The organism is Flavobacterium sp. KACC 22758 (genome assembly GCF_028736135.1).
In the GTDB taxonomy this organism is placed as follows: domain Bacteria; phylum Bacteroidota; class Bacteroidia; order Flavobacteriales; family Flavobacteriaceae; genus Flavobacterium; species Flavobacterium johnsoniae.
Genome location: NZ_CP117878.1, coordinates 527,960 through 552,248, shown reverse-complemented (window position 1 = coordinate 552,248; position 24,289 = coordinate 527,960). Strand labels below are relative to the sequence as shown.

Genomic DNA, 24,289 nt, shown 5'->3' with positions numbered 1-24,289 from the left:
TAATTCGTTTAATCTTTATAATCTGTGGTCTATTCTTTTACTTTAAAATTTAAAACTTAAACGTGCAAAACCAAATCTTCCGTTTAATCCAAATTGCGATACAGCTCTTGAATATGCAAACTGATTTGCGTTTGTTAAGTCTGTACTTGGCGCCGGAGATAAAGTTGGAGTTGTGTTTGTGAAAGCCGGAGTCGAAGGATTATTTCTGTCCGGATAAACATCTCCTATATTATTAAATCCAACGGTTGCTCTAAAATGTTCGTTTATCTGGTATCCGAACGACAAATCAGTTACTAATTTTGCGCTGTATTCCGGATGTTCGTAAACAGAAGAAAATCCATCTAAATTAACATCTGTTGCTCCCGGATCTGTTACTTTTCCAAAATAGCTGTTTCTTAAATATATATCCAGTTTTTTGATACTGAAAGTCGTTGTTAGGTTTGCTTTTAATTTCGGAATTGCTTCTTCTAAATAAATTCGGCTTGACTCAGGAAAAAATGAATATATATAAGGATCGCCGCCTGCATCAATAATAGACTGTGGTACATTTAAAGCGCCTACTCTTTTTGTTTCATTAAAACTTAAAGCAAAATCATTTCTAATTACAAAATCCTGAATTACATCATATTTTTGAGAAATTACTAAATCAATTCCTTTTGTTTCTGAGTCAATTCCATTTGTCCAGAACGAAGCTCTCTCAACACCTTTTAAATCAAATGCCTGTTGAAACAATGTCAAAGCATCTTTTTGTGTCTGCGATGTTGCTGCATTTATCTGCGCATCTGTTGGTCTAGCATATTGTCCTGATAAAACAATTCTGTCGTTGATTCTTGTATAATAAGCATCTGTAGAAATTGTAATGTTTGCTTCTGGAATTTTAAATGTAAATCCTGTGCTGATGCTTTTTGATTTTTCTGGTTTTAAATTTTCTACACCAATACTTTTTGCCGCCTGAGAATCATTTGTAAAATATCCAACCTGATAAGGCGAACCATTAATGAATTGGGTAGAACTGCTTTCAAAATATTTTTGCTGTAATGATGGCGCTCTAAAACCTGTCTGCCCTGAAACTCTCCAATTGATATTATCTGTTAATTTTAAAAGAGAAGCTAATTTAAAAGTAACTGTACTTCCAAAATCTGAATAGTTTTCATAACGTGCTGCTCCGTTTACCAGCCATTTTTCGGTTGCATTCAACTCTAAATCAATATAGGCAGCACCGCTTTGTCTGTCTTTTTCTTTAGCATCTGAAGGCTGAAATCCTGAGAATCCCTGCGCTCCCGCTCCACGTTTGTTACCAAAGAAATCAGTAACAATTAAAGGTGAAGTACTTGGTAAAATTCCGGTTACCAAAGCTCCGTTTACATCATATAATCCGTATGAAGCTTCTTCTCCTGCTTTAATTTGGTAATTTTCATATCTAAATTCCCCTCCAAAAGCAACATTTAATCCAGAAAGAACATCAAGCTTTTTACTGAAATCTAAATTGGTTGTGCTTTGTAAAAATGAAACTTTTCCGGCATCAAAACTCAAAGGCGAATTGGTTCCTAAAGTAGCATTGATAGTATTGTTTAAATCATAATTAAATGAATTTGTTCCTAAATTGGTGCTTAAATCTGTGTTGAAACCTAAAATATTTGTAGTAACTCCAAGTGCTGCTGAAGCATCTAATATTTTCGATTCAATTTCCGGTAAAAATCCGTTTTGGTACACTTGCGTGAAAGTTCCTGAACCGTTTGGCAGTCTGTTAAAAGCATAGGATTTCCCATTTCTATAAGAGATTCCTCCAAATGAATATAGTGAAGTCGTTTCGGTTAAAGGATATTTTGCATTATAATATGCTTGTCCCGAAGCTAATTCTGACTGCCCCACACTCATATTATAATCTGCTCTTTGCTGTCCTCTATATGCTAACTCATTATTAGTAACATCAAAATTAAGTGCTGTCTGCATTTGAGCAATTGTTGTTGCTGATGCAATTGCATTTTGCTGTGCTGTTGTAAAATAACTTACCTGCGGCGCATATTGCTGCAGCGAACTTATAATTTGTGCCGAATTTCCTGTTGTATTAATATTGCTGAACAATGAATTGATTTCAACTCCATTTTGAGCCGCTCTGTTTTCTACAGCATTATAAGCATTAAAAATTCCGTTATTTCTAATTCCTGCTCTGCTTGTTGCCTGTCTTGTTACACCAACAGCAGTTAGGTTTAAATAACTTCCTGGTTTTCCTAAAGAAGTTCCGTAATTTAAATCAATCTGGGTTGTTTGTCCATCAGAACCGCCTTTAAAGTTATTTGAACCTGATGACAAGTTAGCTCCATACTGGACTCCTCCAGAAATATAGTTGGCATTTTTCTTTAATACGATATTGATAACTCCTGCAATAGCATCCGACCCGTATTGTGCTGCCGCACCGTCTCTCAAAACTTCGATTCTTTCAATAGCAAAAGATGGAATGGCATTTAAATCTGTTCCTACAGATCCTCTTCCGGGCGATCCGTTTATGTTTACCAGTGCGCTGGTGTGCCTGCGTTTTCCGTTTACTAAAATTAAAACCTGATCTGGTCCTAAACCTCTTAATTGTGCCGGATCTACGTGATCTGTTGCATCGGCAGTTGATGTTGCGTTACTTGTAAACGACGGCGCAACATAATTTAAAATTTGAGTTACGCTGGTTTGCGGCGCTCCTTTTGTAATATCGGCAATATTAAAAACATCAACCGGAACCGGCACATCTGTTTTTACTCTGTTCTTACTTCTTGATCCAATTATGGTTACTTCTGACAATTCATTATTCTTCAAAGAATCCTGCTCGGTTTTGTTGTCCTGAGCATAAAGGCCTGAAAATGTCACAAGACCCAAAACAATTAGTACATTTTTTTTCATTTCTTTTTAGTGATTAATTTGTTTTTGGCTTAAAAGACTTACAGTTTTTTTTCGGTTTTAAACAAAAAAAACCTCTGCGGCGGGCAGAGGTTCTATATATTGTTGAAAAAAAATCTACAATAGAGTCTCTGCGGAGAATTCCGGCATCTTACAAGACATCATATTGCAAACTGTAAATTTCATTTTTGTTCTGTGATTTTAACAAGGCAAATTTGCGAACTATTTTTTAATCAGCCAAACAAAAATCAAAATATTTTCTATTACCCTATCAAAATAGTATGCTTTTGTTAAATTTCTGCTATAAAAAATAAAAAAAGTTGAACTTTAATTTGCAAATCAAAATGGTTTTATACCTTTGCACGCGAATACAGAGGAAAAATTTGAACTGATTGCAACCTCTTCATAATGAAACGGTTCATTATGGATGCCGAAATAAAGATTTTGGTAGTAAAAAATGCTAAAGCAGGAACTCTCCTTTAGCACTTTCAGCAATTACTTTTCCTCGCTTAATGTTAATTTAATAAATTATTATGGCTTATTTATTTACGTCAGAATCTGTTAGTGAAGGGCATCCAGACAAAGTTGCAGATCAAATTTCGGATGCTTTAATTGATAACTTTCTGGCATTTGACGCTGATTCGAAAGTAGCTTGTGAAACATTGGTTACTACAGGTCAGGTTATTTTAGCAGGTGAGGTAAAATCAAATACTTATCTTGATGTACAACAAATTGCACGTGAGGTAATCCGTAAAATTGGATATACTAAAAGTGAATATATGTTTGAGGCAAATTCTTGTGGAATTTTATCAGCTATTCACGAGCAGTCTGCAGACATTAACCAAGGAGTTGACAGAGCTAAGCCGGAAGAGCAAGGTGCTGGAGATCAAGGAATGATGTTTGGTTACGCTACAAACGAAACTGAAAACTTCATGCCATTGGCACTTGATTTATCTCATAAATTATTACAAGAGTTAGCTATTTTAAGACGTGAAAACAAAGAAATCACGTATTTACGTCCAGATGCTAAATCTCAGGTAACTTTAGAATACAGCGACGATAACAAACCAACTCGTATTGACGCGATTGTTATCTCGACGCAGCATGATGATTTTGATGAAGAAGCTGCAATGCTTGCTAAAATCAAAAAAGATGTTATCGAAATTTTGATTCCAAGAATTATCGCTAAAAACCCTGAGCACGCTCATTTATTTAACGATAAAATCAATTACCATATTAACCCAACAGGAAAATTCGTTATTGGAGGACCTCACGGAGATACTGGTTTAACAGGAAGAAAAATTATTGTTGACACTTACGGAGGTAAAGGTGCTCACGGTGGTGGTGCTTTCTCTGGAAAAGATCCAAGTAAAGTAGACAGAAGTGCTGCTTATGCAACTCGTCATATCGCTAAAAACTTAGTTGCTGCAGGTGTTGCTGACGAAATCTTAGTTCAGGTTTCTTACGCAATTGGAGTTGCTGAGCCAATGGGTATTTTCATTGAGACTTACGGAACTTCTAAAGTAAACTTAACAAACGGTGAGATCGCTAAAAAAGTAGAAGCTATCTTCGATATGCGTCCTTACTTTATTGAGCAGCGTTTAAAATTAAGAAATCCTATTTACAGTGAAACTGCTGCTTACGGACACATGGGACGTAAACCAGAAACGGTTACTAAAACTTTCTCTGCTCCCGGCGGAAACGAAAAAACAGTTACTGTCGAGTTGTTTACATGGGAAAAACTTGATTTTGTTGATCAGGTAAAAACTGCATTTGGATTATAATTTTTTTAAGCTTCAAAGCTAAATTTCCTTAATCTTACTTATATATAAATCCCGAATTCTATTTGTTTAGAGTTCGGGATTTTTTATTTGTTTATTTGACGGCATTTGCTTTCCTTAGTACAAAATAACTGACTAAAAAATGAGCAGACTTCCTTCATTACAAAACGTATTAAATGCAGCACAAAAAACCATTCTGAGATTTCCTTTAGAAACTATTACAGCAATTTGCGGTACCATTTTCGCTGTTTTAAATATTAGACAGGATTATTCCAACTATAGCGAATTCTATTTAAAGGCAATAATGAGCTGCTCTTTATGTCTGGTTTGGTTAGTTTCTGCAAGTTTGTTTTTTGCTGCTAAACACAAAAACAATATCATACGCTTTACTGTCAGTATACTATTCAGCGTACCCTTAATTGCTTTTGTTTTTAATTTTGGCGAAAGAGTCTCAGATGCTCAATGGCAGCAGTTTTTTGTTCTCAACCTTGCTTTGCATTTATTGGTTTCTTTTGCAGGTTTTATTCCAAGGACATACAATCAGGAAGAATTTTGGGAATTTAATAAACAGCTTTTTATACGAATCCTTACGTCAGGCTTGTACAGTATTGTTCTTTACACCGGGTTAGCTTTAGCAATTTTAGCCGTCGATCAATTGTTTAAAGTAGAATTTGACGGCAAAATATATGGATATCTATTTTTTGTCATCGCAGGAGTTTTTAATACTATTTTCTTTTTAAGCGGTGTTCCTGAAACGAATAGCAAAGAATTTCCGCTTGAATTAAATTACCCAAAAGGGCTTAAAAATTTCACACAGTTTGTATTACTGCCTCTTATAAGTATTTATCTGGTAATATTAATTTGTTATGAAGCAAAAATTCTGGTTACGCTTTCGCTTCCTGTAGGATGGGTTTCATATTTGGTTCTGGCATTTGCTATCGTTGGAATTCTTTCTTTTTTATTGATACATCCTATTGCAAATGAAAGCGGTAATTTATGGATGCGTACCTTTAACCGCTGGTTTTATTTTTTATTAATTCCGTTGTTGGTATTATTGTTTTGGGCCATTTTATACCGAATTAATCTTTACGGATTTACTCACGAACGTTATTATGTTTTATTATTATCTATTTGGCTCGCGGTTGTTGTGGCTTATTTTTTAATTTCAAAACACCCAAAAATAAAATTCATTCCTATAACTATGTGCCTTGCCGGATTGTTTTCGATTATTGGACCTCAAAGTGCTGATTCTATTTCAAAATACAGTCAGTTATCCCGATTCGAAAACTATCTGCAAAAAGCTCAAGGAAAAACATTAACTTTTGAGGAAGAAAAAGAATTAAGCAGTATTGTTTATTTTTTACAAAGAAATTACTCTTTTGAAATTATGCTTCCGTATGCGCATAAAAAATTAGATGCGCTGTACAAAAAAGACAAAGACCCGGGATCAACTAAAATAATGGAAAGTTTAGGTTTTCAATATCGATCTGAATATGAAGACAAACCTAAAGAAAATGATTATTTTAACTATTATTACTATGAAAACAATAATAATGTTGTGGATAACATTCATGGTTATGATTTCATTTTTATTCTGAATAAAAACAATGCATTTGACTGTAACCAATGTATTACTTTGAATGGTACTACATATTCAATTAAGTCTAAAACGACAAATTATGGTCAGGAATTACAGATTAATAAAGACATTATTCCGCTTAAAATAAACGATTTTGTTAATGCCAATTCTGCGTTTAAAAGAGATTATGATACAGATAATAAAATAGAGCAGAAAATAGAAACTTCAAAATATATTATTTTACTGAATTATCTGAGTGTAAATGGTAAGATAAAAAACAATAAAAAAGATCCTGCAAATTATCAAATCAAGGTAATGGCAGGCATTAAAAAATAGAAAAATAAAACCCGGCAAGATTTTAAATTTTGCCGGGTTTTATTTTTGCTTAAAGTTTATCTTCTCGTTTATTTTTTCAACGTTTTAGGACGATTCGCATCATTTGATAAAATCCAGCCTGTTCGATACATCCATTCGGTCATTTTATGCAGTTTGGCGTAATCAATATTCTCTGCTTCATCCATTGGCGTGTGGTATTGACTGTGCAGGACACTTGTAAAAAATACCGATGGAATTCCTTTACGAGCATACGGCAAATGATCTGAACGGAAATAAAAATTCTCCGGATGTTCTGGTCTGTCCCAAAGTTTATCCAATTCAAATTTAGGCCCTTCATCATTTGCTTTTTTAGCAATATTTACCAAATCTGAAGAATTTTCATGTGGAGAAGTCGATCCCAGCAAAGCTGCTTGGTTTAGGTCATTTCTTCCAATCATATCTCCATTTAGCACCGCAGTAATATCTTTTTCAGGAACGGTTGGATGTTCGGCATACCAGCTTGATCCTAACAAACCTCTTTCTTCAGAACCATGAAAAACAAATAATGCGGTTCTTTTTCCGGGTTGTTTTTTATAAGCTCTTGCTATAGCCAGCATAGCAACACAGGTACTTGCATTGTCATCTGCTCCATTATAAATAGAATCCTGACCGTATTTTTGCCTAACTCCATCATGATCCTGATGTCCGCTAAAAAGAACATATTCTGATTTTAATTTTGAATCCGTTCCTTCTACTTTTCCAACAACATTAACAGATGGATATTTATAGGTTTCAGAAACTACTTCGGCTGATAATACTTCTTTTGTAGTTTTTAAAAACTCTAATTGATCGTTGTGAAGCCAAAAAGCAGGCATTCTGGCTGGAGTTGGTATTTTATCGCGGTATCCTTCAATTCCGTAAACACCTCTTGTCATTTGCGGTTCTACCTGCGACCAGCTTTTTTCTCCTAATTCATCTGCAACAATTATAAGCGCTGCAGCTCCTTTTTGTGCCAGATCTTCATAATATTTTTGCTTTACATAACCGGGATAACGTCTTTCAAAAAGAGAAATATCCTCTGGAATTCCTTCTTTCGAAGCTAACAAAACAACCGCTTTTCCTTTTACATCTGCTTTATTAATATCTTCTTTTGATGCTGCTCCTAAATAAAGTAAGGGAGCTTCCACTTTAATATTAGCTGTTTCTGCAACCAAGACTTCATTCCATAATTTATATGATTTAGATCCAATTTTAAATTTTGTATTTGCCGTAACCTGATGTCGGTACAAATCAAAAAACTGAAAAAAAGTTCCGTCATCTCCAGCTGGAGACATTCCGGCTTGTTTCGCTTTTTCGGCAAGCCACATAGATACCTTTAATTCGTCTAAAGTTCCTGCTTCACGGCCATTAAAGTGATCTCCGGCCATTTGATACATATCGGTTTTTAAATCTTTAACTGTAATTGCTGAAACTAATGGTTTCTTAATTGACTGCGAAAAAGCGATTCCTCCGTAAGCAATTAAAACCAAAATCATTCTATTTTTCATACGTTTAAATTTGATATCTCAAACTTAATGATTTATAAAGAAAAATGCTTTTCTATTTCATTGATTACACAAAATAAATTAGCTGAAACATACAATTAAAAAATCCCGACTTGTTTTAAAAAACAAGTCGGGATTTTTTAAAATTAACCTCAAAATTTTAATACGTTCCATTCTGCATTTTAGATAAAACTTCTTTTATATCATTTGCAGTTTGTTCTTCAACAGTATCATTTAAATATTTTACTGCCAGAGTCTGAGTTGCAACAGCTTTATCCTTTTGTCCGTCTTTGTAATACAACTGCGCCAGCGTATCTAAATAATATGGGTTGTTTTTAGATATTACTAAACTATATTCAGACCATTTTATGGCATCTTTAATAAAGTTTGAGTTTTGCGGTTTCTGTACAACAGTCCAGGCTGCATTATTGCAAATATCTGAATGGTATAATTTAAATGAATTCCATCCGTCATACGAATAACTAGAGCTGGAATCTAATCCTTCAAAAATAGCGTCTAATTTTTCAATTGGACTTGGCCCTGCTAACGTATTGTCAAAATAAGTATTAAACTCTTTCAAGTAAGTTCTATTAGAACCGTCATTATCTTCAAGCTGGGCTAAGTAATAAAAATAATTTCTGTAGGCATCAAAATTTCCTTTTCCAGATTCGATGATCTTTTTATAAACAGAATTGATTTTCTCTTTATTCATATCTCCTGTCACTCCATCCTGAGAAGCATATAGGTTTGTCTGCAACGCATTAGAAACTTCAGAAACTGGATTTCCTATATTATGGATTTCTGGCGCATTGCTGTTAAATGTTGCTCGATTGCTTTCGATTTCATCAGAATGTTTTAATAGATAATCAATTGCCAGGAAATCTGTATCGTTTAAGATTTTGTCTTCATTAAAAAGCTGTTTTGTAAATCCTTGGTTTTTGATTTCTCTTATGATTGTTTCTACCAAAGTCATATCTGGTTTTTTATCCTTTTGATGCGCTTCAATCAATTTTTTCCAGGTTTGGGTAACTTCTTTTTTATCTAATGCTGTTTTTGAAATTACAAATTCACTAGGATCGTCTAGAGTATAATCTGAATCATAATCATAAGATGCTTCAAGCAAAGCTGCCTTATTAAATGCGCTTATTAAATCTGCATCTGATGCTTTTTTATTTTTCAAAGTCTTATCAATAGCAAGGAAAGCATCTGCACGCAATAATTTACGGTAAAAATCTCCATAATAACTAAACTGATATTGTTTTGAAGTTAAATCTGATTTTGCAACAGCTAAAACATCCCCGTTTCCATTTAAAATAAATATACTTGGATCGTTTGTTATTTTATTGTTTTTCAGCCATTTTTTGTCATCGGCTCCAGCCATATAATAATTATAAACATCATATTGTGCATTATACTTATCATACATGTTGTATCCTGTCTGAGATTCCTGATCTTTTATAAATGCATCAAAGTTTTCTTTTGCTGTGGCATTTTTACTATCTACAATTCCTACTAAAAACTTGGTTTTAGCTTCTTTGGTTGCAGCAAGAGCACTTTTTAGATTATTTTCTATTTTAAATTTAAATTTATATGAATAATCTTCCGTTGAAGTATATAAAGGAGTATCAACAGCAACACTGTCAATTAAACTATTTTGAGTGCTGTCTACAGCAGTTCCATAACTGTCATAATAAGAACTTTTTCCCGGATAAGTCCAGTTTTTTATGGTTTGATTCTCTAAAGGAACAACCTGCGGCGCTTTAACCGGCTGTACGTCTCTTTCATTTACAAACACCAAAGGATCTTTTCCTGTTGGTTCAGAAACTTTCAGCTCGTTTGTTTTTCTGTCATAAAACCCGGCAATATTCATATTCCCTAAAAGTTCTAAATGATAATCAATTGTTACCTCTGAAACATCTTTTGGTAATGCATATTTACTAACATCACTTTTTCCATCATAATCTTCATAAACCAAATACAGAAAATCTGTTTTGTCTATTTCAAAATCTAAATCTGTTGATGTCCAGTTTGGATCTACTTTTGTTTTAATATCAGAAACTCTTTGGTATTGAATTGCTTCTGAACCTTTTTGAGTTCCAATATAAAATGAATAATAAGAAGGATTTAAAAACTTAATTTTGACCTTTTTGGCTTTTTTATCATTTTTAAATGAAAGATCAAATCGGTTTTCTGATTTTGCTTTTTTAGAAAAAACCAGCGAATCGCCTTTAATTTCATAATCTCCGGTATAAAAGACCAATTCGTATTTATTATCATCTAATAAATTTAATTTTATTTTTTCACCTTTATTTGTAGATAAATAGGTTCCTTTTTCGATACCTTTTGTTTGAGCGATAGAAACAGACATTCCGGCAAACAAGAGTGATAAACTCCAAACAAAATTGCGCATGACTATATTTTTTGTTGTTAATAATATAGCACAAAGATATTTGATTACTCGCTAAACAAATCATAAAAAATCATAATATTTGCAATCAAAATACTACAAATTATACTTCATTGAAAATATGATGTAACGAGGCTGTACGGTGTATTGAGAAACTCTTGTTGAAAATTGTGAGAAACTGTCGTCGTTAAGATATTTTGTATTTAGTAAGTTGGTTGCAGAGACTTTATATTCCCATTTGCTGTTTTTCTTTTGATAAATTAAACTTGCACTCAAAAAGTCGTATTCGTTGTCTACCGTTTTATTTCCGTTGTAATAATGGTAAAATTCATATTCTGAAACAAAAGAAAAACTATCCAAAAAATAATAGTCTAATCTTGCAAAAGGTTTATCCGTATAAAATGTAGAACCGCTGTATTTATTGACCAAAAGGTTATAACCGAATTCAATATTGGGCAGGTTTTTATAATTAGTCGAAGCTCTTATGGTATAATTTTGAACAAAACTCTCTGTTGTGGCTAATTTATCATTTTGAATGTTGTTGAATTTTGACCAGTTCAAACTTGCTGTTGCTGATGCTTTATAATTTTTTAGAAAAGAACGGCCGTAAGTTCCCATTCCGCTGAAAGTTTCATCGGCTAAATTTGAATTGTATGGAACTGATGACTGATTTATTCCTTCAAAATCTGCCTGCGTTTTAATCGCATCTACTTTTTTGGTATAGGTTGCATTGGCAAAAATGTTCTCGAAATTGAACATATTGTATTTAAAATAGCGAAGCGAATGCACTTGTGATGTTGCATTTTCTAAGAAACGATTTCCGCGGAATAAACTGCTGTAATCTGACAAAACATAACCTGCTGCTAATTGATTAATATCTGTAAAATCATTTGTCAGCGAAAAATTATACGTCAGCGTTTCTGATTTTTTAATTTGGTACAAAGCAAAGAAATCCGGCAGAACTTTTACAAAATTTTGAGAATAATCTGTTCCCAGCTGGGTATTTTTCATTGCATAAGAATGTACACTGACACCTGGCGTAAAAGTAAATTTACCTGTTAAGATTTTATAATGAAATCCCAGAAAAACATCATCAAAGTTATAATTGACATCATTATTATTTTCCGGCGTTTCTAAGTCATTTCGGTCTCCATTATCCAAAATTTGGAAAATATGAGAATTAAAATTTTGATATGAATATGTATTCCCTAAAGTAATATTGATGTTGCTTTTTGGTGTTACCATATAATAGTAATCCAATTTTGCATCGAGTTTGTTGGTTTTTACAAAACGATCCTGGTTTAAATCGTTTCTATTCTGTCCCACTGTGTAACCTGCTAAGTCAAAAGGCTGTGTTCGCAAATTGGCATTATAAAAAGGATTTTCATCCTGATATAAATGCTGCATTTCAAAAGCGAAAATATTCTTGGCACTTTGTGTATAATACAAACTTAAATTTTGGTTTACCGATGTTGGATCCTGTTTTTTATTCGTAAATATACTTTCTGCATCAGCCACATTGTTTACAATAGATTCACGCAGTAAATCAGTGTCTTCTTGTTGTTTAGACAGTTTAGTTAAGATGTCATAATCAAACTGAAATTTATCGTTTGGCTTATATGTCGAACTTAATTTAAAAAGTCCTAAATTATTTTTTTGATGCGTTAATTCATCTCGTTTCTGCTGATCTCCAGAATCTAGAATCGTGGTTTGGGATTTAGTTTCTAAATCGGTTTTTGAAGTTGAAAGGATTCCGAAACCGCTTATAGTCCATGTTTTTGCTGGAGAATAAGAGAAATTTGTCGCGCCAAATTTGGTTTCAATTTCCTTTGCTCTGTTGTTTCTTAAAACCGAAATTCCTAAATCATTTGATGAAACATTAAAACTGCTGCCTCCCTTTTTCATCATGTTTTTAAATCCGCCTGTAAACTTAAAATAATCCTGAGCCGTAAGCGGCAGTTCTCCAATATTATTAAAATTGGTGATTAAGTTTATACTATACTTTGGACTGTAATAAAACAATTTCGGATTGATAATATAACGACTGTCTAATTCTCCAACACCAGTTCCGGCAGTAACATCTCCAAACCAAAAGTTCTTTTTACCTTCTTTCAGCTTAATGTTCATTGCCACATTTTCCTGATCGTTTTCCAGACCTTTTAATTGGCTTATTTCGTTATAGTTTCTTAGAACCTGAACTTTATCAATGGCATCTGCAGGAATGTTTTTAACGCCGAGTTTGGTATCGCCGTCAAAAAAGTCTTTTCCTTCTACCATTAATTTACTTACTTTTTTTCCTTCAACCTCAATTTCACCATCAGCATTTACCTCAACTCCCGGAAGTTTTTTCAGGACATCTTCGAGCTTTTTTTCGGTTCCCGATTTAAAAGAATCGGCATTGTAAACAATTGTGTCGCCTTTTATAGAAACAGGCATTTCACGAACAATCTCAACACCTTCGAGTTCTATTCCCGCACCGTCCATAACAATATTTTGGGCAATGTTTTCGGTTTTGGTCGAAACGGTAATTTCTTTCGACTTCATTCCCAGATAACTTACTTTAACTGTATAAGAAGTATTAGGTTTTAAAGTCAGCTGAAATTTTCCTTTATCATTGGTAATTCCATAAGAGTCCATTGCTTTTGTGGTATTGTTAACCGCCATAATATTTGCCATTTCCAACGGATTTTTCTGCTCATCCTGAATAAAACCATCAAAACGAACACTTTGAGAAAAGCATATAGAAGTAAAAAGTAAGGCAAAAATAAAAAGTGTTTTATTCATTATCAGAATATTGGAATTTAGCCCCGAAGGTTCGGGATTTTTTTTTTTGGAATCGTATAAATTTTATCTTCCCATTGGCGGCGGTCCTCCGGCACGTCCGCGGTTCATTTCTCTAAATTCCTCCATTTTTTTAATTACCGTTTCATCATAGTCTTTTTGAGAAATAACTTTTCCTTTTTTAGATGGCTTTATTTCGACCTTATCTTTTGCATTTAGAACAATTTTAGAACATAAAATGGTCGTTTTTCCGTCGTTAACTTCCAAAATTAAACCCGGAAGTCCCCAATAGTTTTCCGGACCCTGATTAACCGGAATCTCCGGCGTATACCAAGCTGTAACAACAATTTCTTTCGGGATTTCAAAATTGTCTTCAAAATTCGTTTTTGTATCTCCCGAAGTCTTTTTTACCTCATCTTTTTTATTGTCATTATTTTTAGGTCTGAAATTTCTAAAATCGGTTTTACTGGCCTCTTTTACAGCTGTTGCTTTAAAACAATTGTACCCGCCGATTTGTTTGGTTTCCTGTTCCAGTTTCCAGTTTAATTTTGGCAGAGAATCCACAACAAGAAATTCTTTACCCATAAACTCTTTATCAACTGTATAGGATTTGGTTTTAACGTCTTTATAAAAAGTGCCTCCGCCTCCCATCATGGAGTTCATCATCATTCGCATGCCTCCGCCTTGTTGTCCGGGAGCATCTAATTTTTCTTCTTCTTTATAAATAGAAGCTGTTTTATCAAAATTTAAAATGAAAGTTTTCTCTAGCATTTTTTTCATTCGCTCTTCCATTGATTTTTGCATTTCCGGCGTTATATCACGATTTCCTGCTCTCATTCCTTCAAATTTAGGAGCCTGTGTTTTAGATTCGTAAACGGCCATTCCCTGAAAATCTTTTTGTGCCTGAACCTGACTGAAAGCCAATACTAAAAGCAAATAGGTTAGTTTTTTCATGTTTAGATGTTTAATAGATTGTAAAGTTGGTCAAACTTACATTCAAATTTATTACTAATTTTAAGATACTGAAAGTTAAATATATTAATGCCAAAATGCTATCGACAGAACAGCAATTTTGTAAGACTATCAAAATTTAGAAAGGTTTAAATACAAATCTGGGCTAAAATGCTAATTTAAAGGCGTTCTTTACTGTACTTTTTGTACTTTGGCTACTCGAAATTATTAATTTATGAGTAAAACGCTGCGCCAAATTTTAGTATTGCTGTTTATCGCATGTTCTTCCTCAATTATTTTTGGGCAAAGCCAAAAAGTAAATCCTGTTTTAATTTCAAAATTCAAAACTGATGCCGACGAATTTATTGGTTATGATTCTTTTGGGTACTCTTATCAGATAAAAAACAATGTTTTCAGCAAAATAAAAGGAAACGAGATTTTTGAATATAAAAATGTCTCTTTGGGAAATATTACCAAAGTCGACATTCAGAATCCGCTTAAAATCGTATTGTTCTATGAAGACTTTAACAGCGTTGTTCTTCTGGATAATCAACTAAATAAAATGACCGAAATTAACTTTTCGCAAAATACTATTCCTATTGTTGTAAACGCTATTGGAATGTCGACTCAAAACCAGCTTTGGATTTTTAATACTTTAAACCAGCAGATCGGGCTTTTTGATTATTTAAAAAATGAATACAAAACGGTTTCAATTCCGCTTACAGAAAGCATAAAATATTACCAAACCGACTTTAATACTTTCTTTTGGATTGATAAAAAAAACAATTGGTTTTCGTGTGATATTTTCGGTAAAATTTCAAGTTTGGGAACCATTCCCGATTTTGATAAAATTGAAATAATTTCACCTCAAAAATACATTTTCAGCAAAGCTAATACACTGTATTTGAGAGAAAATACAAACACAATTTCAGAAATTGAAATTTTAGAAAAAACGTTTGACAAATACTATTACAAAGACCAAATTTTATCTATTTTTACAGCTAAAGAAATTTTAAATTATAAAATCGTAACACGGTAATGCACATAGCAATAGCAGGAAATATAGGCGCAGGAAAAACTACATTAACTAAATTATTAGCCAAACATTTTAAATGGGAGCCTCATTATGAAGATGTAGTTGATAATCCGTACTTAGACGATTTTTATCATCAAATGGAACGCTGGTCTTTTAATTTGCAGATTTATTTCCTAAACAGCCGTTTTCGTCAGGTGCAGCAAATTCGCGAAAGTGGAAAAAAAATCATTCAGGACAGAACGATTTATGAAGATGCTTATATTTTTGCTCCCAACTTATACGCAATGGGATTAATGACAAGCCGTGATTTTGAAAATTATACGTCTTTATTTGAATTAATGGAATCATTGGTAAAAGCACCAGATTTATTAATTTATTTAAGAAGCACTATCCCTAATCTTGTTGGACAAATTCACAAACGCGGACGTGAATATGAAAACTCTATTTCTATCGATTATTTAAGCCGTTTAAATGAAAGATACGAGGCCTGGATTCAGACTTATACAAAAGGAAAATTATTAATTATTGATGTTGACAACATTAATTTTGTTGATAATCCAGAAGATTTAGGAGACATTATTAATAGAATTGATGCTGAATTGAACGGGCTGTTTTAATCTCTGTCGCTGCAAAACCAAATAAAATAATTTTGAAGTTTTTACTTCACTTTTAAATAAAAAAGAAGGCTGTCTAGATTTAGACAGCCTCTTTTTATATTACTGGATATTCCTTTATTAATTGATTTTTTGAAATGTAACATAATCTTCAGACCAGTTACTGCCTCCAAAATTTAACATTGTACCAGCTGGATTAACACCTGCTACATTTCCGCCCCAATAATAATAGTTTTTATTAGCTCCAGAAGTATTGTTAATAATTACGGTTCCATAAAGCATTGCATAATAACTGCTAGATGGCAGTAAACCGCTTATAAGTGTATTAGTAGAAATAATATCCGAGCTAGTAGCAAAAACAGTAGAACTGTTACTGAAACCAGAACGCACCCACCAGGTTTCAGTTGCACCTGTTGCAACTAATGTTCCTGATGATTTTGATAATAACATATTTACAGTTACCAGCCATTTACCAAGCCCCAGAGTAAGCACAGTCCCTGTATAAAAATATGATCCAGAAGCAGTAAAGTTAACCCCCGATCCTAATTTTGCAAAACCTAATGAAGGTGCCGCAACATCTATTGCTGCCCTTTGGCGCAAGTTACCATTTGCATCTGCTGTTACTACGTTATCCGTTAGATCTCCCACATCCATTGAACGAACTCTGGCATAACCGTTTACATCCATTTCTGCAGTTGGCGCGTTGGTGTTTACTCCTATTTTCCCTGTATTAGTATTGTTAACCCCAGTACCATACAAAGTATTACCAATATTCATCTCATTACTTGCTGTTGCCGAACTTGTACTAAGTAAACTTGCTGATCCTATAGTAATGTTGTTGCTGCCTGTTGTAATAGTATTACCGGTATTGTATCCAATTGCAATATTTTTAGAACCTGTAGTATTATTTGCTAAAGTATTCGCTCCTAACGCCGTATTATACATACCAGTACTGGTAGTAAGAGCCATTGAAGAAACTCCAATAGCTGTATTTCCTGCACCTTGCAAAGGAGTAACAGAATTTAAAGCATTATAACCAAAAGCCGTCGATGTAGACGATAGTTTACCTGCATATTGATTATTCACTTTAAACACAAGAGGTGTGTTATCTGTAGTCCCTAAAAAATTAACGGAAGAGTTTGTACCCGCATTTCCTAAAATGCTCCAATATGCTGCCGTTAATGAGGAACCACTAACTTTTCTTAGAATATTATTTGAATCTAATACTAAAATATTATCTGCAGCAGATCCAGGTGTTAGTCCTGCTATTCCCAGAGTAAAGTTACTGTCAGTAGTTATAACAGAAAGCTGTACTAAAGCCCCGCCTAACTGAACATAACCATTATTGGCCTGCAATCCATTATTAACATAAGGGTTAATTTGCACCTTTTTCCCATTTGGTGTAACAACTGTTTCTGTCTGGGCCATTATAAACCCGCTCTGTAGTAATAACAGTATGTGTATAATTTTTTTCATTCCTTAATCTTTTTTCAAGTTGCTAAAATTCAAATTAATAGATTTATAACAAGCGAAAATAGATTGAAAATAGATTGAAAATAGATTAAAAACAGCCGCAAGAAGTTTTTAAAATAAGATTTTAAGACATTTATTTACCCCAAGAAATGGTATTATATTCTTTTTGTTTTTTTCAATCTTTTCTTAGGCATCACAAACAAAAAATGCCTCTAAAATTTAGAGGCATTTTTTTATTTTGACATTTTGTCAAAGTTATTATTTAGCGGCTTCCACTTTCGCCAAAACTTCTTCTTCGGTTCCTTCGAAAACTTCGGTTGTTGTTTTGCCATTTTCTGTTTTAGTAACAGTTCCTGTAGTTTTTCCGTTTATATTTTTCACTTCAACATTAACTGATTTTTTCTCATATTTACTAGTATCAAAACAGTCTGTTTTTTGATATTTTCCACTTGCATCAAAATGAGCCAGACATTTAGCTGTTTCTTCTGTTGAACAGCCTTTTTCTTTACACATTTTAAGACATTCTTCTTTTGTCATTCCAGACATATCACCGCATTTAGAAACTCCAGCATGCATTTCTGTTTTTGCACAGCAAGAAGCTTTTCCTGCAATGTCTGATGGAGAATTACCTTCTCCTAAAATTGGCGCAATTACCAAACCTATTAAACACGTTAATTTGATTAAGATATTCATTGAAGGTCCTGAAGTATCTTTAAAAGGATCTCCAACGGTATCTCCTGTAACCGCCGCTTTATGTGCATCAGAACCTTTATATGTCATTTCTCCATTGATCATAACTCCGGCTTCAAAAGATTTTTTAGCATTGTCCCATGCACCTCCGGCATTGTTTTGAAAAACGGCCCAAAGAACTCCGGAAACTGTAACTCCAGCCATATATCCGCCTAGCATTTCAGCAATTAACTGGTTATTATCTGAGTAAACTAATTTTCCTAAAAGTACAATTGCAATTGGGAAACCAATAGTTAATATTCCCGGAAGCATCATTTCTCTTAAAGCTGCTTTTGTAGAAATTTCAACACATTTGCCATACTCCGGTTTTCCGGTTCCTTCCATAATTCCCGGAATTTCCTTAAACTGACGACGTACTTCGTAAACCATATCCATTGCGGCTTTTCCAACAGAATTCATCGCTAAAGCGGAAAAAACTACCGGAATCATTCCTCCCACAAATAACATGGCTAAAACTGGTGCTTTAAAAATATTAATTCCGTCAATTCCTGTAAAGGTAACGTAAGCAGCAAATAAGGCTAATGAAGTTAAAGCTGCAGATGCGATAGCAAATCCTTTTCCAGTTGCTGCAGTTGTGTTTCCTACTGAATCTAAAATATCGGTTCTGGTACGAACTTCTTTTGGTAATTCGCTCATTTCGGCAATTCCTCCCGCGTTATCAGAAATTGGTCCGAAAGCATCGATTGCCAATTGCATTGCTGTTGTTGCCATCATTGCCGAAGCTGCTAAAGCTACTCCGTAGAATCCAGCTAAAGCATATGAAATCCAGATTGCTCCAGCAAACAATAATACCGTTGGAAAAGTCGAAATCATTCCTGTTGCTAAACCTGCAATTACGTTAGTTCCTGCTCCAGTAGATGATTTTTGTACAATTGCCATAACTGGTTTTGTACCTAATCCGGTGTAATATTCAGTCACTGATGAAATAGCACCGCCAACAATTAATCCCACTAAAGTGGCATAAAAAACGCGCATTGATGAAATGGCTTTTGATCCTTCTCCAAAGAAACTCATCTGCATCGTTTCAGGAAGCATGTGCTGTACTAAGAAGAAACAAGCTACAGCTGTTAAAACAATTGAAACCCAGTTTCCTATATTTAATGCTTTCTGTACTTGCGCTTCTTTAGCATTATCATCTGAAATTTTTACTAAAGTTGTTCCAATAATTGAGAATAAAATTCCGAAACCGGCAATTGCCATTGGAAGTAAAATTGGTCCAATACCGCCAAAAGCGTCATTAATACTGCCGCCCATATCTTTTATAACATAATTCCCTAAAACCATAGCTGCCAAAACGGTTGCCACATACGAACCAAACAAATCAGCTCCCATACCGGCAACGTCACCTACATTATCTCCAACGTTATCTGCAATTGTTGCAGGATTACGCGGATCATCTTCTGGAATTCCAGCTTCAACTTTACCAACTAAGTCAGCACCAACATCGGCTGCTTTTGTGTAGATTCCGCCCCCAACTCTGGCAAACAAAGCAATTGATTCTGCACCAAGCGAAAATCCCGCTAAAGTTTCTAAAACAACAGTCATTGTTTCAGTATCTTTCCAGACTCCGCCAGAAAATAAATTAAAGAAAATTATAAAAAAGGCTGTTAAACCTAATACTGCTAATCCTGCAACGCCTAAACCCATTACGGTTCCGCCGCCAAAAGAAACTTTTAATGCCTGAGGCAAACTTGTACGCGCTGCCTGAGTCGTTCTTACGTTTGTTTTAGTTGCTATTTTCATTCCAATATTTCCGGCATAAGCAGAAAATAATGCACCAAAAATAAAGGCAATTACAATTAATAAATGGGTTTTTACTCCCGGAATAAAAGTGATTCCTGCCAAAGCTAAGCTGGCAATAATTACAAAGATGGTTAATAGTTTGTATTCGGCTTTTAGGAAGGCTAAGGCTCCTTCGTAGATGTAATCTGAAATCTCTTTCATTTTACCGTCTCCAGCGTCTTGTTTTAAAACCCAAGTCCTTTTTATTCCCATGAAAAGTAATCCTAAAACTGCCATGACAATTGGCAGGTAAATCATAAATGCATTCATAATATTTTATTGGTTTTGGTTAATAGTCAACAAACTAACTAAAACGAATTTAAACAAAAAAGCAATACTCCTGACGGCAGTATTGCTTTTTTTATAAATTATGAATGCTTAAATTATTTAATACTAAATAATCCTGCTGGTTTATTTTCAATATCATCAAAACGCTTAGTGCACTCTGCAATAATTTCGTAAGCCTCTTTTACATCTCCCCATCCTTCTACATCAACTTTTTTGTTTTCAAGATCTTTGTAAACCTGGAAGAAATGCTCAATTTCTTTTACTAAGTGAGGGTTAATATCAGAAAGATCGTTTAATGAATTCCAGATTGGATCTGAAACTGGTACACAAATAATTTTTTCGTCTGGTCCTTTATCATCTGCCATATGGAAAACACCAATTGGTTTTACTTCCATAACACATCCAGGGAAAGTTGGTTCATTTACTAAAACCAATACATCAAGAGGATCACCGTCAAGAGCTAAAGTTTCTGGAATAAATCCATAATCTGCAGGGTACATCATTGAAGAGAATAACATTCTGTCGAAACGCATTCTTTTGATTTCAAAATCGTACTCATATTTATTTCTGCTTCCTCTTGGTATTTCGATTAATACATCGAAAGTTGTTAGTTTGTCTGCGGTCATTTTTGTTTTATTATTATATCTATAATTTCGATTGCAAAAGTAACCAAACAATCCTTTTTTACAATGAAAAAAGTATATTAATCTGTGTATTTATACATTAATTAATATACTTTTCTTTTTATATAACAGACAGTTAATATGTAATTTTCCTATTTCGCTTATTTAAGTAATAGTGCCAGAGCAAATAGGTCGCATAAGATCTATACGGACTCCACTGTTCTGTATGGATTTCCATTTCTTGTTTATCATGAATATCCAGCAGTTCTTTAATGGTGTTTACAACTGCAATATCGCCTAGCGGAATCAAATCCGGTTCCTGAAGACAAAACATTAAATAAATATCAATTGTCCAGTTTCCAATTCCTTTCAGTTTAATGAGCTCTTCACGAACCTGCTTTGCCGGTTTTGAAGCTAAACTTTCAACATCTAACTGTTTGTTTAAAATTGCTTCGGCTAAAATTTTAATGTATTTTGTTTTTTGACGGCTCACTCCAAGATTTCGATATTCTTCATCAGGTAAAATGACCATCGTTTCAGGATTGCAGGTTGTATATTCTTTTATTTTTAAAAATGTGGCTTTCGCCGAATCTATAGAGACCTGCTGTTCCAGAATTAATAACACCAAAGTTTCAAATCCCTGAGGCCGTTTTGGAATTGGCGGCAATCCGTATTTTTCGATTATCTCCCGAAAGATTGGATTTTTATTGGTTAGAAAATCGATAGCTTCCTGCATAACTTTTACTTTTAAGTCAATTTCAAAATTAATTAAAAATGAAATCAATTCTTGTAAAGTTTTTTTTGCCCGCAGATTTTACAGATTTAGGCTGATAAGCGCAGATTGAAAAATTAAATCTGCTTCGACCTGTTTAAATCTGTAGAATCTGCGGGCAAAAAAGATTAAGCATAAAAAAAGCCGCAAAGATTTTAAACCTTTGCGACTCTGTAACTTTGAAGCTTTGCGTCTTTATAATTAAAAATAGAACCCGAAAGATCCTTTTATAGCAAATTTATGAGCATCCGGCATATCTAAATAGTTTCCTCTCCAAGAAAAATCAAGACGGAAGACTTTAAAGATATTTCCAATTCCGGCATTGTATTCCCAATATACATTTTCTGGTGCATTATAAGGAAGTCCAGAAGCGTTTATTTCGCGATTTGCTTTAGAAATAGTTCCATGAACCGCTCTAACTCCTACAAACTCTCTCCAGTTTAATTTTCTCATAAACGGAATTCTCGCGAATAATCTTCCTCCAAAATCATGATTCCACTGCAAAGTAGTATATTGATCTGTTACAAATTCGTAGAAATTAAGGTTACTAAACGTATTTTCAATTGTAAAATAAGTCTGGTTACCCGGAATTACACTCATTAACCCTAATGGAATTGTTCCAAATGTTTTTCCTGTTTCCAAAATAATATTAGATCTTCCTAAAGGTCCAATTATAATAGGCTGTTTGTAGAAAACCTGAATTTTTTCGTAAGCAAAATCGCTGTCTAAAACTCCTTTAAGACCATAACTGAAATTTACAAAGAAATGACTAAAAGGACTGTCAACTAAATCTCTTTCGACACCATAACCAATTGTTTTTCGGTTTGGCATATACTCAAATTGGATATTGGCTTCTGATTGTTTTACATCACTCTTTATCACTCCCATCGGATCTGATACACTTGGCAAAGTGGTATAATAATCCAGACTAAATGTTTTTGAAGCCGATTCTAATGTTCGATAAGAGAATCCTGCCGAAACAAGAAAATTCTTTTTAGGCTCCATTTCGATAGAAATGTTGCTCAAATTAATATTCGTGAGCTTTCCGTTACTTCCGGTTGTAAACAAGGCCGACGATGCAAAACTTCGTCCTAAAATATCATTTGTTGTGGTTAAACTGGCTCCAATTTGTTCAATATCCCGCCTGTTTCCTCCAGAAATAATAATACGTTTTTTCTTGTCGATCATCCATTTACCAGAAACTCCGTATTTGAATTTATTATCGTCAAATCCGTATGCTGTATAAGCCTGCAAACGCCAAGGATCGTTAGGTCCAAAATACGTTCTTCCTCCTACTCTCAGCCTTAGACCTTCAACTTCGTTATAACCAAAAGTAGAATAAATAGGGCCGTAGTCGAAGTTCTTAAATTCGATATAACCGCTTCCTAAAATGGAGACGAGATTATACAGCTGCTTAAATCGTTTGACCGTCTGCAGTGTATCAAGCATTTTATAAATACCCGCTTCGTCTTTATTTAATTTCTCAAAACGATTTTCTTCCCAAAATTCCGGCGGTCGTTCATAGACCGCATTATCTATGAAATTGACTTCTTCTTTATAAAATTTTTCGGGTTTTTGAATGTTAAATTTATGATTACGATACAAGGTCGTTCGTTTTCCATAAACTCCTTTTGATTTTTCTTTTTTATTCAAAGCAAAATCAGACATCATGTAATCGCGGGTTAAAAGGAAAACAGAATCGTTTTCTACTTCAAACTCCTGCTCAATATAAATATCTTTTACCCAGTTAATATTGGCACTTTTGGTAACACCCATATTAATTTTCTTGATCGCAAAAGTGGTATCGTTTACCCAGAAATCTCCTTTAAAAGTTAATTCGTTTTTACGCCTTGGATAAAAAACAATATTAAAACACCATTTTTTGTCGATATAAGCACTGTCTTTCAGCACGTAATTGTAAACATCAATTCCGGTTCTTGAAAGCGGGCTGGTGAAACTTTTATCAAAAAATTTAAGGTGATTATCGTAGATATTGTAATCTGAATAAAGGTCTTTTACGAAAGCTAAAATCTGTTGGTTTCCATTAAAACCAGACATTTTATTCCCTGTAAGATTTTCTTTTACTTTCTTTATTCTGTTATCTCCGTAAACATCATAAACCGATTCGTTAATGAAAATAGGCAGATAGGTTTTTCCTGTAACTTCTGAAGTATCAACATGATTAAAAACAAACTCCATTCCTTTAAAGAGTTTATTTTTCATAAAAGCACTGTCAATTGTGTTCATGTCAAACTCAACTTTCTCGTACTTCTGCATTTGATATTGATTAAATTGGTAAAGCCCGTTTTTACGCTTTCTCTCCCATATTTTTCTCAAAATGTCCAATGCCGGATTATTCTTTTTTGAAGTTTTACCCGTATAAATTACAACTTCGCTTAATGCTTCTGGTTCGCTTAAAACGATTTTAAAGTTATAGTTCACTGCTTTTTCCAAAGGAACTTCTTTATCTGAAAATCCCGCAGAACTCACCAATAATGCTGTATAAGTTTCTGATGATTCTAAATAAAAACGACCGTCTTCGTTAGAAACAATTCCAATATTTGAACCTTTAAAAACAACATTTGCAAATGGTATCGGCTGATTAGACTTGTCCAAAACAATTCCACTCACTTTTGTTTGTGCAGTAACAATAGCCGCAAATGCGAATACAAAAAATAGGCTGAGTAAAATTGTTCTTTTCATTGTC

Annotated in this window: 14 protein-coding genes; 4 read left to right on the top strand and 10 right to left on the bottom strand. The window is 33.8% G+C overall.

All coding sequences use genetic code 11. From position 1 onward, the window contains the following. Positions 1–42: 42 nt before the first annotated feature. Complete coding sequence (locus PQ462_RS02445) at positions 43–2,889, bottom strand: TonB-dependent receptor plug domain-containing protein (RefSeq protein WP_274252241.1); 2,847 nt, start codon at positions 2,887–2,889, stop codon at positions 43–45. Positions 2,890–3,419: 530 nt separating this feature from the next. Between PQ462_RS02445 and metK the strand changes: the two genes are divergently transcribed. Both metK and PQ462_RS02435 read left to right on the top strand, forming a co-directional pair. Beyond that, positions 3,420–4,670 (top strand): methionine adenosyltransferase, encoded by a 1,251-nt coding sequence (gene metK / locus PQ462_RS02440; protein ID WP_012023567.1) that lies wholly within the window; start codon positions 3,420–3,422, stop codon positions 4,668–4,670. A 139-nt stretch (positions 4,671–4,809) separates the two neighbouring features. Beyond that, positions 4,810–6,582 (top strand): DUF4153 domain-containing protein, encoded by a 1,773-nt coding sequence (locus PQ462_RS02435; protein ID WP_274252240.1) that lies wholly within the window; start codon positions 4,810–4,812, stop codon positions 6,580–6,582. Between the two features lie 68 nt (positions 6,583–6,650). On the opposite strand, the gene PQ462_RS02430 is transcribed toward PQ462_RS02435, so the two are convergent. From PQ462_RS02430 to PQ462_RS02415, 4 genes are all read right to left on the bottom strand, one after another. Further along, positions 6,651–8,108 (bottom strand): M28 family metallopeptidase, encoded by a 1,458-nt coding sequence (locus PQ462_RS02430; RefSeq protein WP_274252239.1) that lies wholly within the window; start codon positions 8,106–8,108, stop codon positions 6,651–6,653. Between the two features lie 157 nt (positions 8,109–8,265). Beyond that, positions 8,266–10,515, bottom strand: coding sequence for a hypothetical protein (locus tag PQ462_RS02425; RefSeq protein ID WP_274252238.1), 2,250 nt, complete (start codon positions 10,513–10,515; stop codon positions 8,266–8,268). A 93-nt stretch (positions 10,516–10,608) separates the two neighbouring features. Continuing rightward, positions 10,609–13,296, bottom strand: a complete 2,688-nt coding sequence (locus PQ462_RS02420) for a carboxypeptidase-like regulatory domain-containing protein (RefSeq protein WP_274252237.1) — start codon at positions 13,294–13,296, stop codon at positions 10,609–10,611. Positions 13,297–13,359: 63 nt separating this feature from the next. Further along, a complete protein-coding gene (locus tag PQ462_RS02415) occupies positions 13,360–14,247 on the bottom strand; it encodes a GLPGLI family protein (RefSeq protein ID WP_274252236.1) in 888 nt (295 codons plus the stop codon). Between the two features lie 232 nt (positions 14,248–14,479). On the opposite strand from PQ462_RS02415, the gene PQ462_RS02410 reads away from it, so the two are divergent. Continuing rightward, entirely contained in the window at positions 14,480–15,283 is an 804-nt protein-coding gene (locus PQ462_RS02410) for a hypothetical protein (protein ID WP_274252235.1), read from the top strand. Further along, positions 15,283–15,897 carry a deoxynucleoside kinase gene (locus PQ462_RS02405; RefSeq protein ID WP_012023560.1) on the top strand — a complete coding sequence of 205 codons (615 nt, stop codon included), beginning with the start codon at positions 15,283–15,285 and terminating at the stop codon, positions 15,895–15,897. The genes PQ462_RS02410 and PQ462_RS02405 overlap by 1 nt, the downstream gene beginning before the upstream one ends. 117 nt (positions 15,898–16,014) lie before the next feature. Here the strand turns inward: PQ462_RS02405 and PQ462_RS02400 are convergent, their stop codons facing one another. The 5 genes from PQ462_RS02400 to PQ462_RS02380 all read right to left on the bottom strand — a co-directional run bounded on the left by PQ462_RS02400 (position 16,015) and on the right by PQ462_RS02380 (position 24,285). Continuing rightward, positions 16,015–17,370 carry a hypothetical protein gene (locus tag PQ462_RS02400; protein ID WP_274252234.1) on the bottom strand — a complete coding sequence of 452 codons (1,356 nt, stop codon included), beginning with the start codon at positions 17,368–17,370 and terminating at the stop codon, positions 16,015–16,017. A 255-nt stretch (positions 17,371–17,625) separates the two neighbouring features. Then, positions 17,626–20,169 carry a sodium-translocating pyrophosphatase gene (locus tag PQ462_RS02395; RefSeq protein WP_274252233.1) on the bottom strand — a complete coding sequence of 848 codons (2,544 nt, stop codon included), beginning with the start codon at positions 20,167–20,169 and terminating at the stop codon, positions 17,626–17,628. A 113-nt stretch (positions 20,170–20,282) separates the two neighbouring features. Then, complete coding sequence (locus PQ462_RS02390; RefSeq protein WP_012023556.1) at positions 20,283–20,813, bottom strand: inorganic diphosphatase; 531 nt, start codon at positions 20,811–20,813, stop codon at positions 20,283–20,285. Between the two features lie 133 nt (positions 20,814–20,946). Further along, positions 20,947–21,546 carry a DNA-3-methyladenine glycosylase family protein gene (locus PQ462_RS02385; RefSeq protein ID WP_274253706.1) on the bottom strand — a complete coding sequence of 200 codons (600 nt, stop codon included), beginning with the start codon at positions 21,544–21,546 and terminating at the stop codon, positions 20,947–20,949. Between the two features lie 237 nt (positions 21,547–21,783). Further along, a complete protein-coding gene (locus PQ462_RS02380; protein WP_274252232.1) occupies positions 21,784–24,285 on the bottom strand; it encodes a DUF5686 and carboxypeptidase-like regulatory domain-containing protein in 2,502 nt (833 codons plus the stop codon). Positions 24,286–24,289: the final 4 nt, after the last annotated feature.

Coding starts and splice junctions, on each gene's coding strand:
- PQ462_RS02420 (WP_274252237.1), bottom strand. CDS start 13,296: ATGAATAAAACACTTTTTATTTTTGCCTTACTTTTTACTTCTATATGC.
- metK (WP_012023567.1), top strand. CDS start 3,420: ATGGCTTATTTATTTACGTCAGAATCTGTTAGTGAAGGGCATCCAGAC.
- PQ462_RS02425 (WP_274252238.1), bottom strand. CDS start 10,515: ATGCGCAATTTTGTTTGGAGTTTATCACTCTTGTTTGCCGGAATGTCT.
- PQ462_RS02405 (WP_012023560.1), top strand. CDS start 15,283: ATGCACATAGCAATAGCAGGAAATATAGGCGCAGGAAAAACTACATTA.
- PQ462_RS02415 (WP_274252236.1), bottom strand. CDS start 14,247: ATGAAAAAACTAACCTATTTGCTTTTAGTATTGGCTTTCAGTCAGGTT.
- PQ462_RS02435 (WP_274252240.1), top strand. CDS start 4,810: ATGAGCAGACTTCCTTCATTACAAAACGTATTAAATGCAGCACAAAAA.
- PQ462_RS02385 (WP_274253706.1), bottom strand. CDS start 21,546: ATGCAGGAAGCTATCGATTTTCTAACCAATAAAAATCCAATCTTTCGG.
- PQ462_RS02390 (WP_012023556.1), bottom strand. CDS start 20,813: ATGACCGCAGACAAACTAACAACTTTCGATGTATTAATCGAAATACCA.
- PQ462_RS02430 (WP_274252239.1), bottom strand. CDS start 8,108: ATGAAAAATAGAATGATTTTGGTTTTAATTGCTTACGGAGGAATCGCT.
- PQ462_RS02400 (WP_274252234.1), bottom strand. CDS start 17,370: ATGAAAAAAATTATACACATACTGTTATTACTACAGAGCGGGTTTATA.
- PQ462_RS02410 (WP_274252235.1), top strand. CDS start 14,480: ATGAGTAAAACGCTGCGCCAAATTTTAGTATTGCTGTTTATCGCATGT.
- PQ462_RS02395 (WP_274252233.1), bottom strand. CDS start 20,169: ATGAATGCATTTATGATTTACCTGCCAATTGTCATGGCAGTTTTAGGA.
- PQ462_RS02445 (WP_274252241.1), bottom strand. CDS start 2,889: ATGAAAAAAAATGTACTAATTGTTTTGGGTCTTGTGACATTTTCAGGC.
- PQ462_RS02380 (WP_274252232.1), bottom strand. CDS start 24,285: ATGAAAAGAACAATTTTACTCAGCCTATTTTTTGTATTCGCATTTGCG.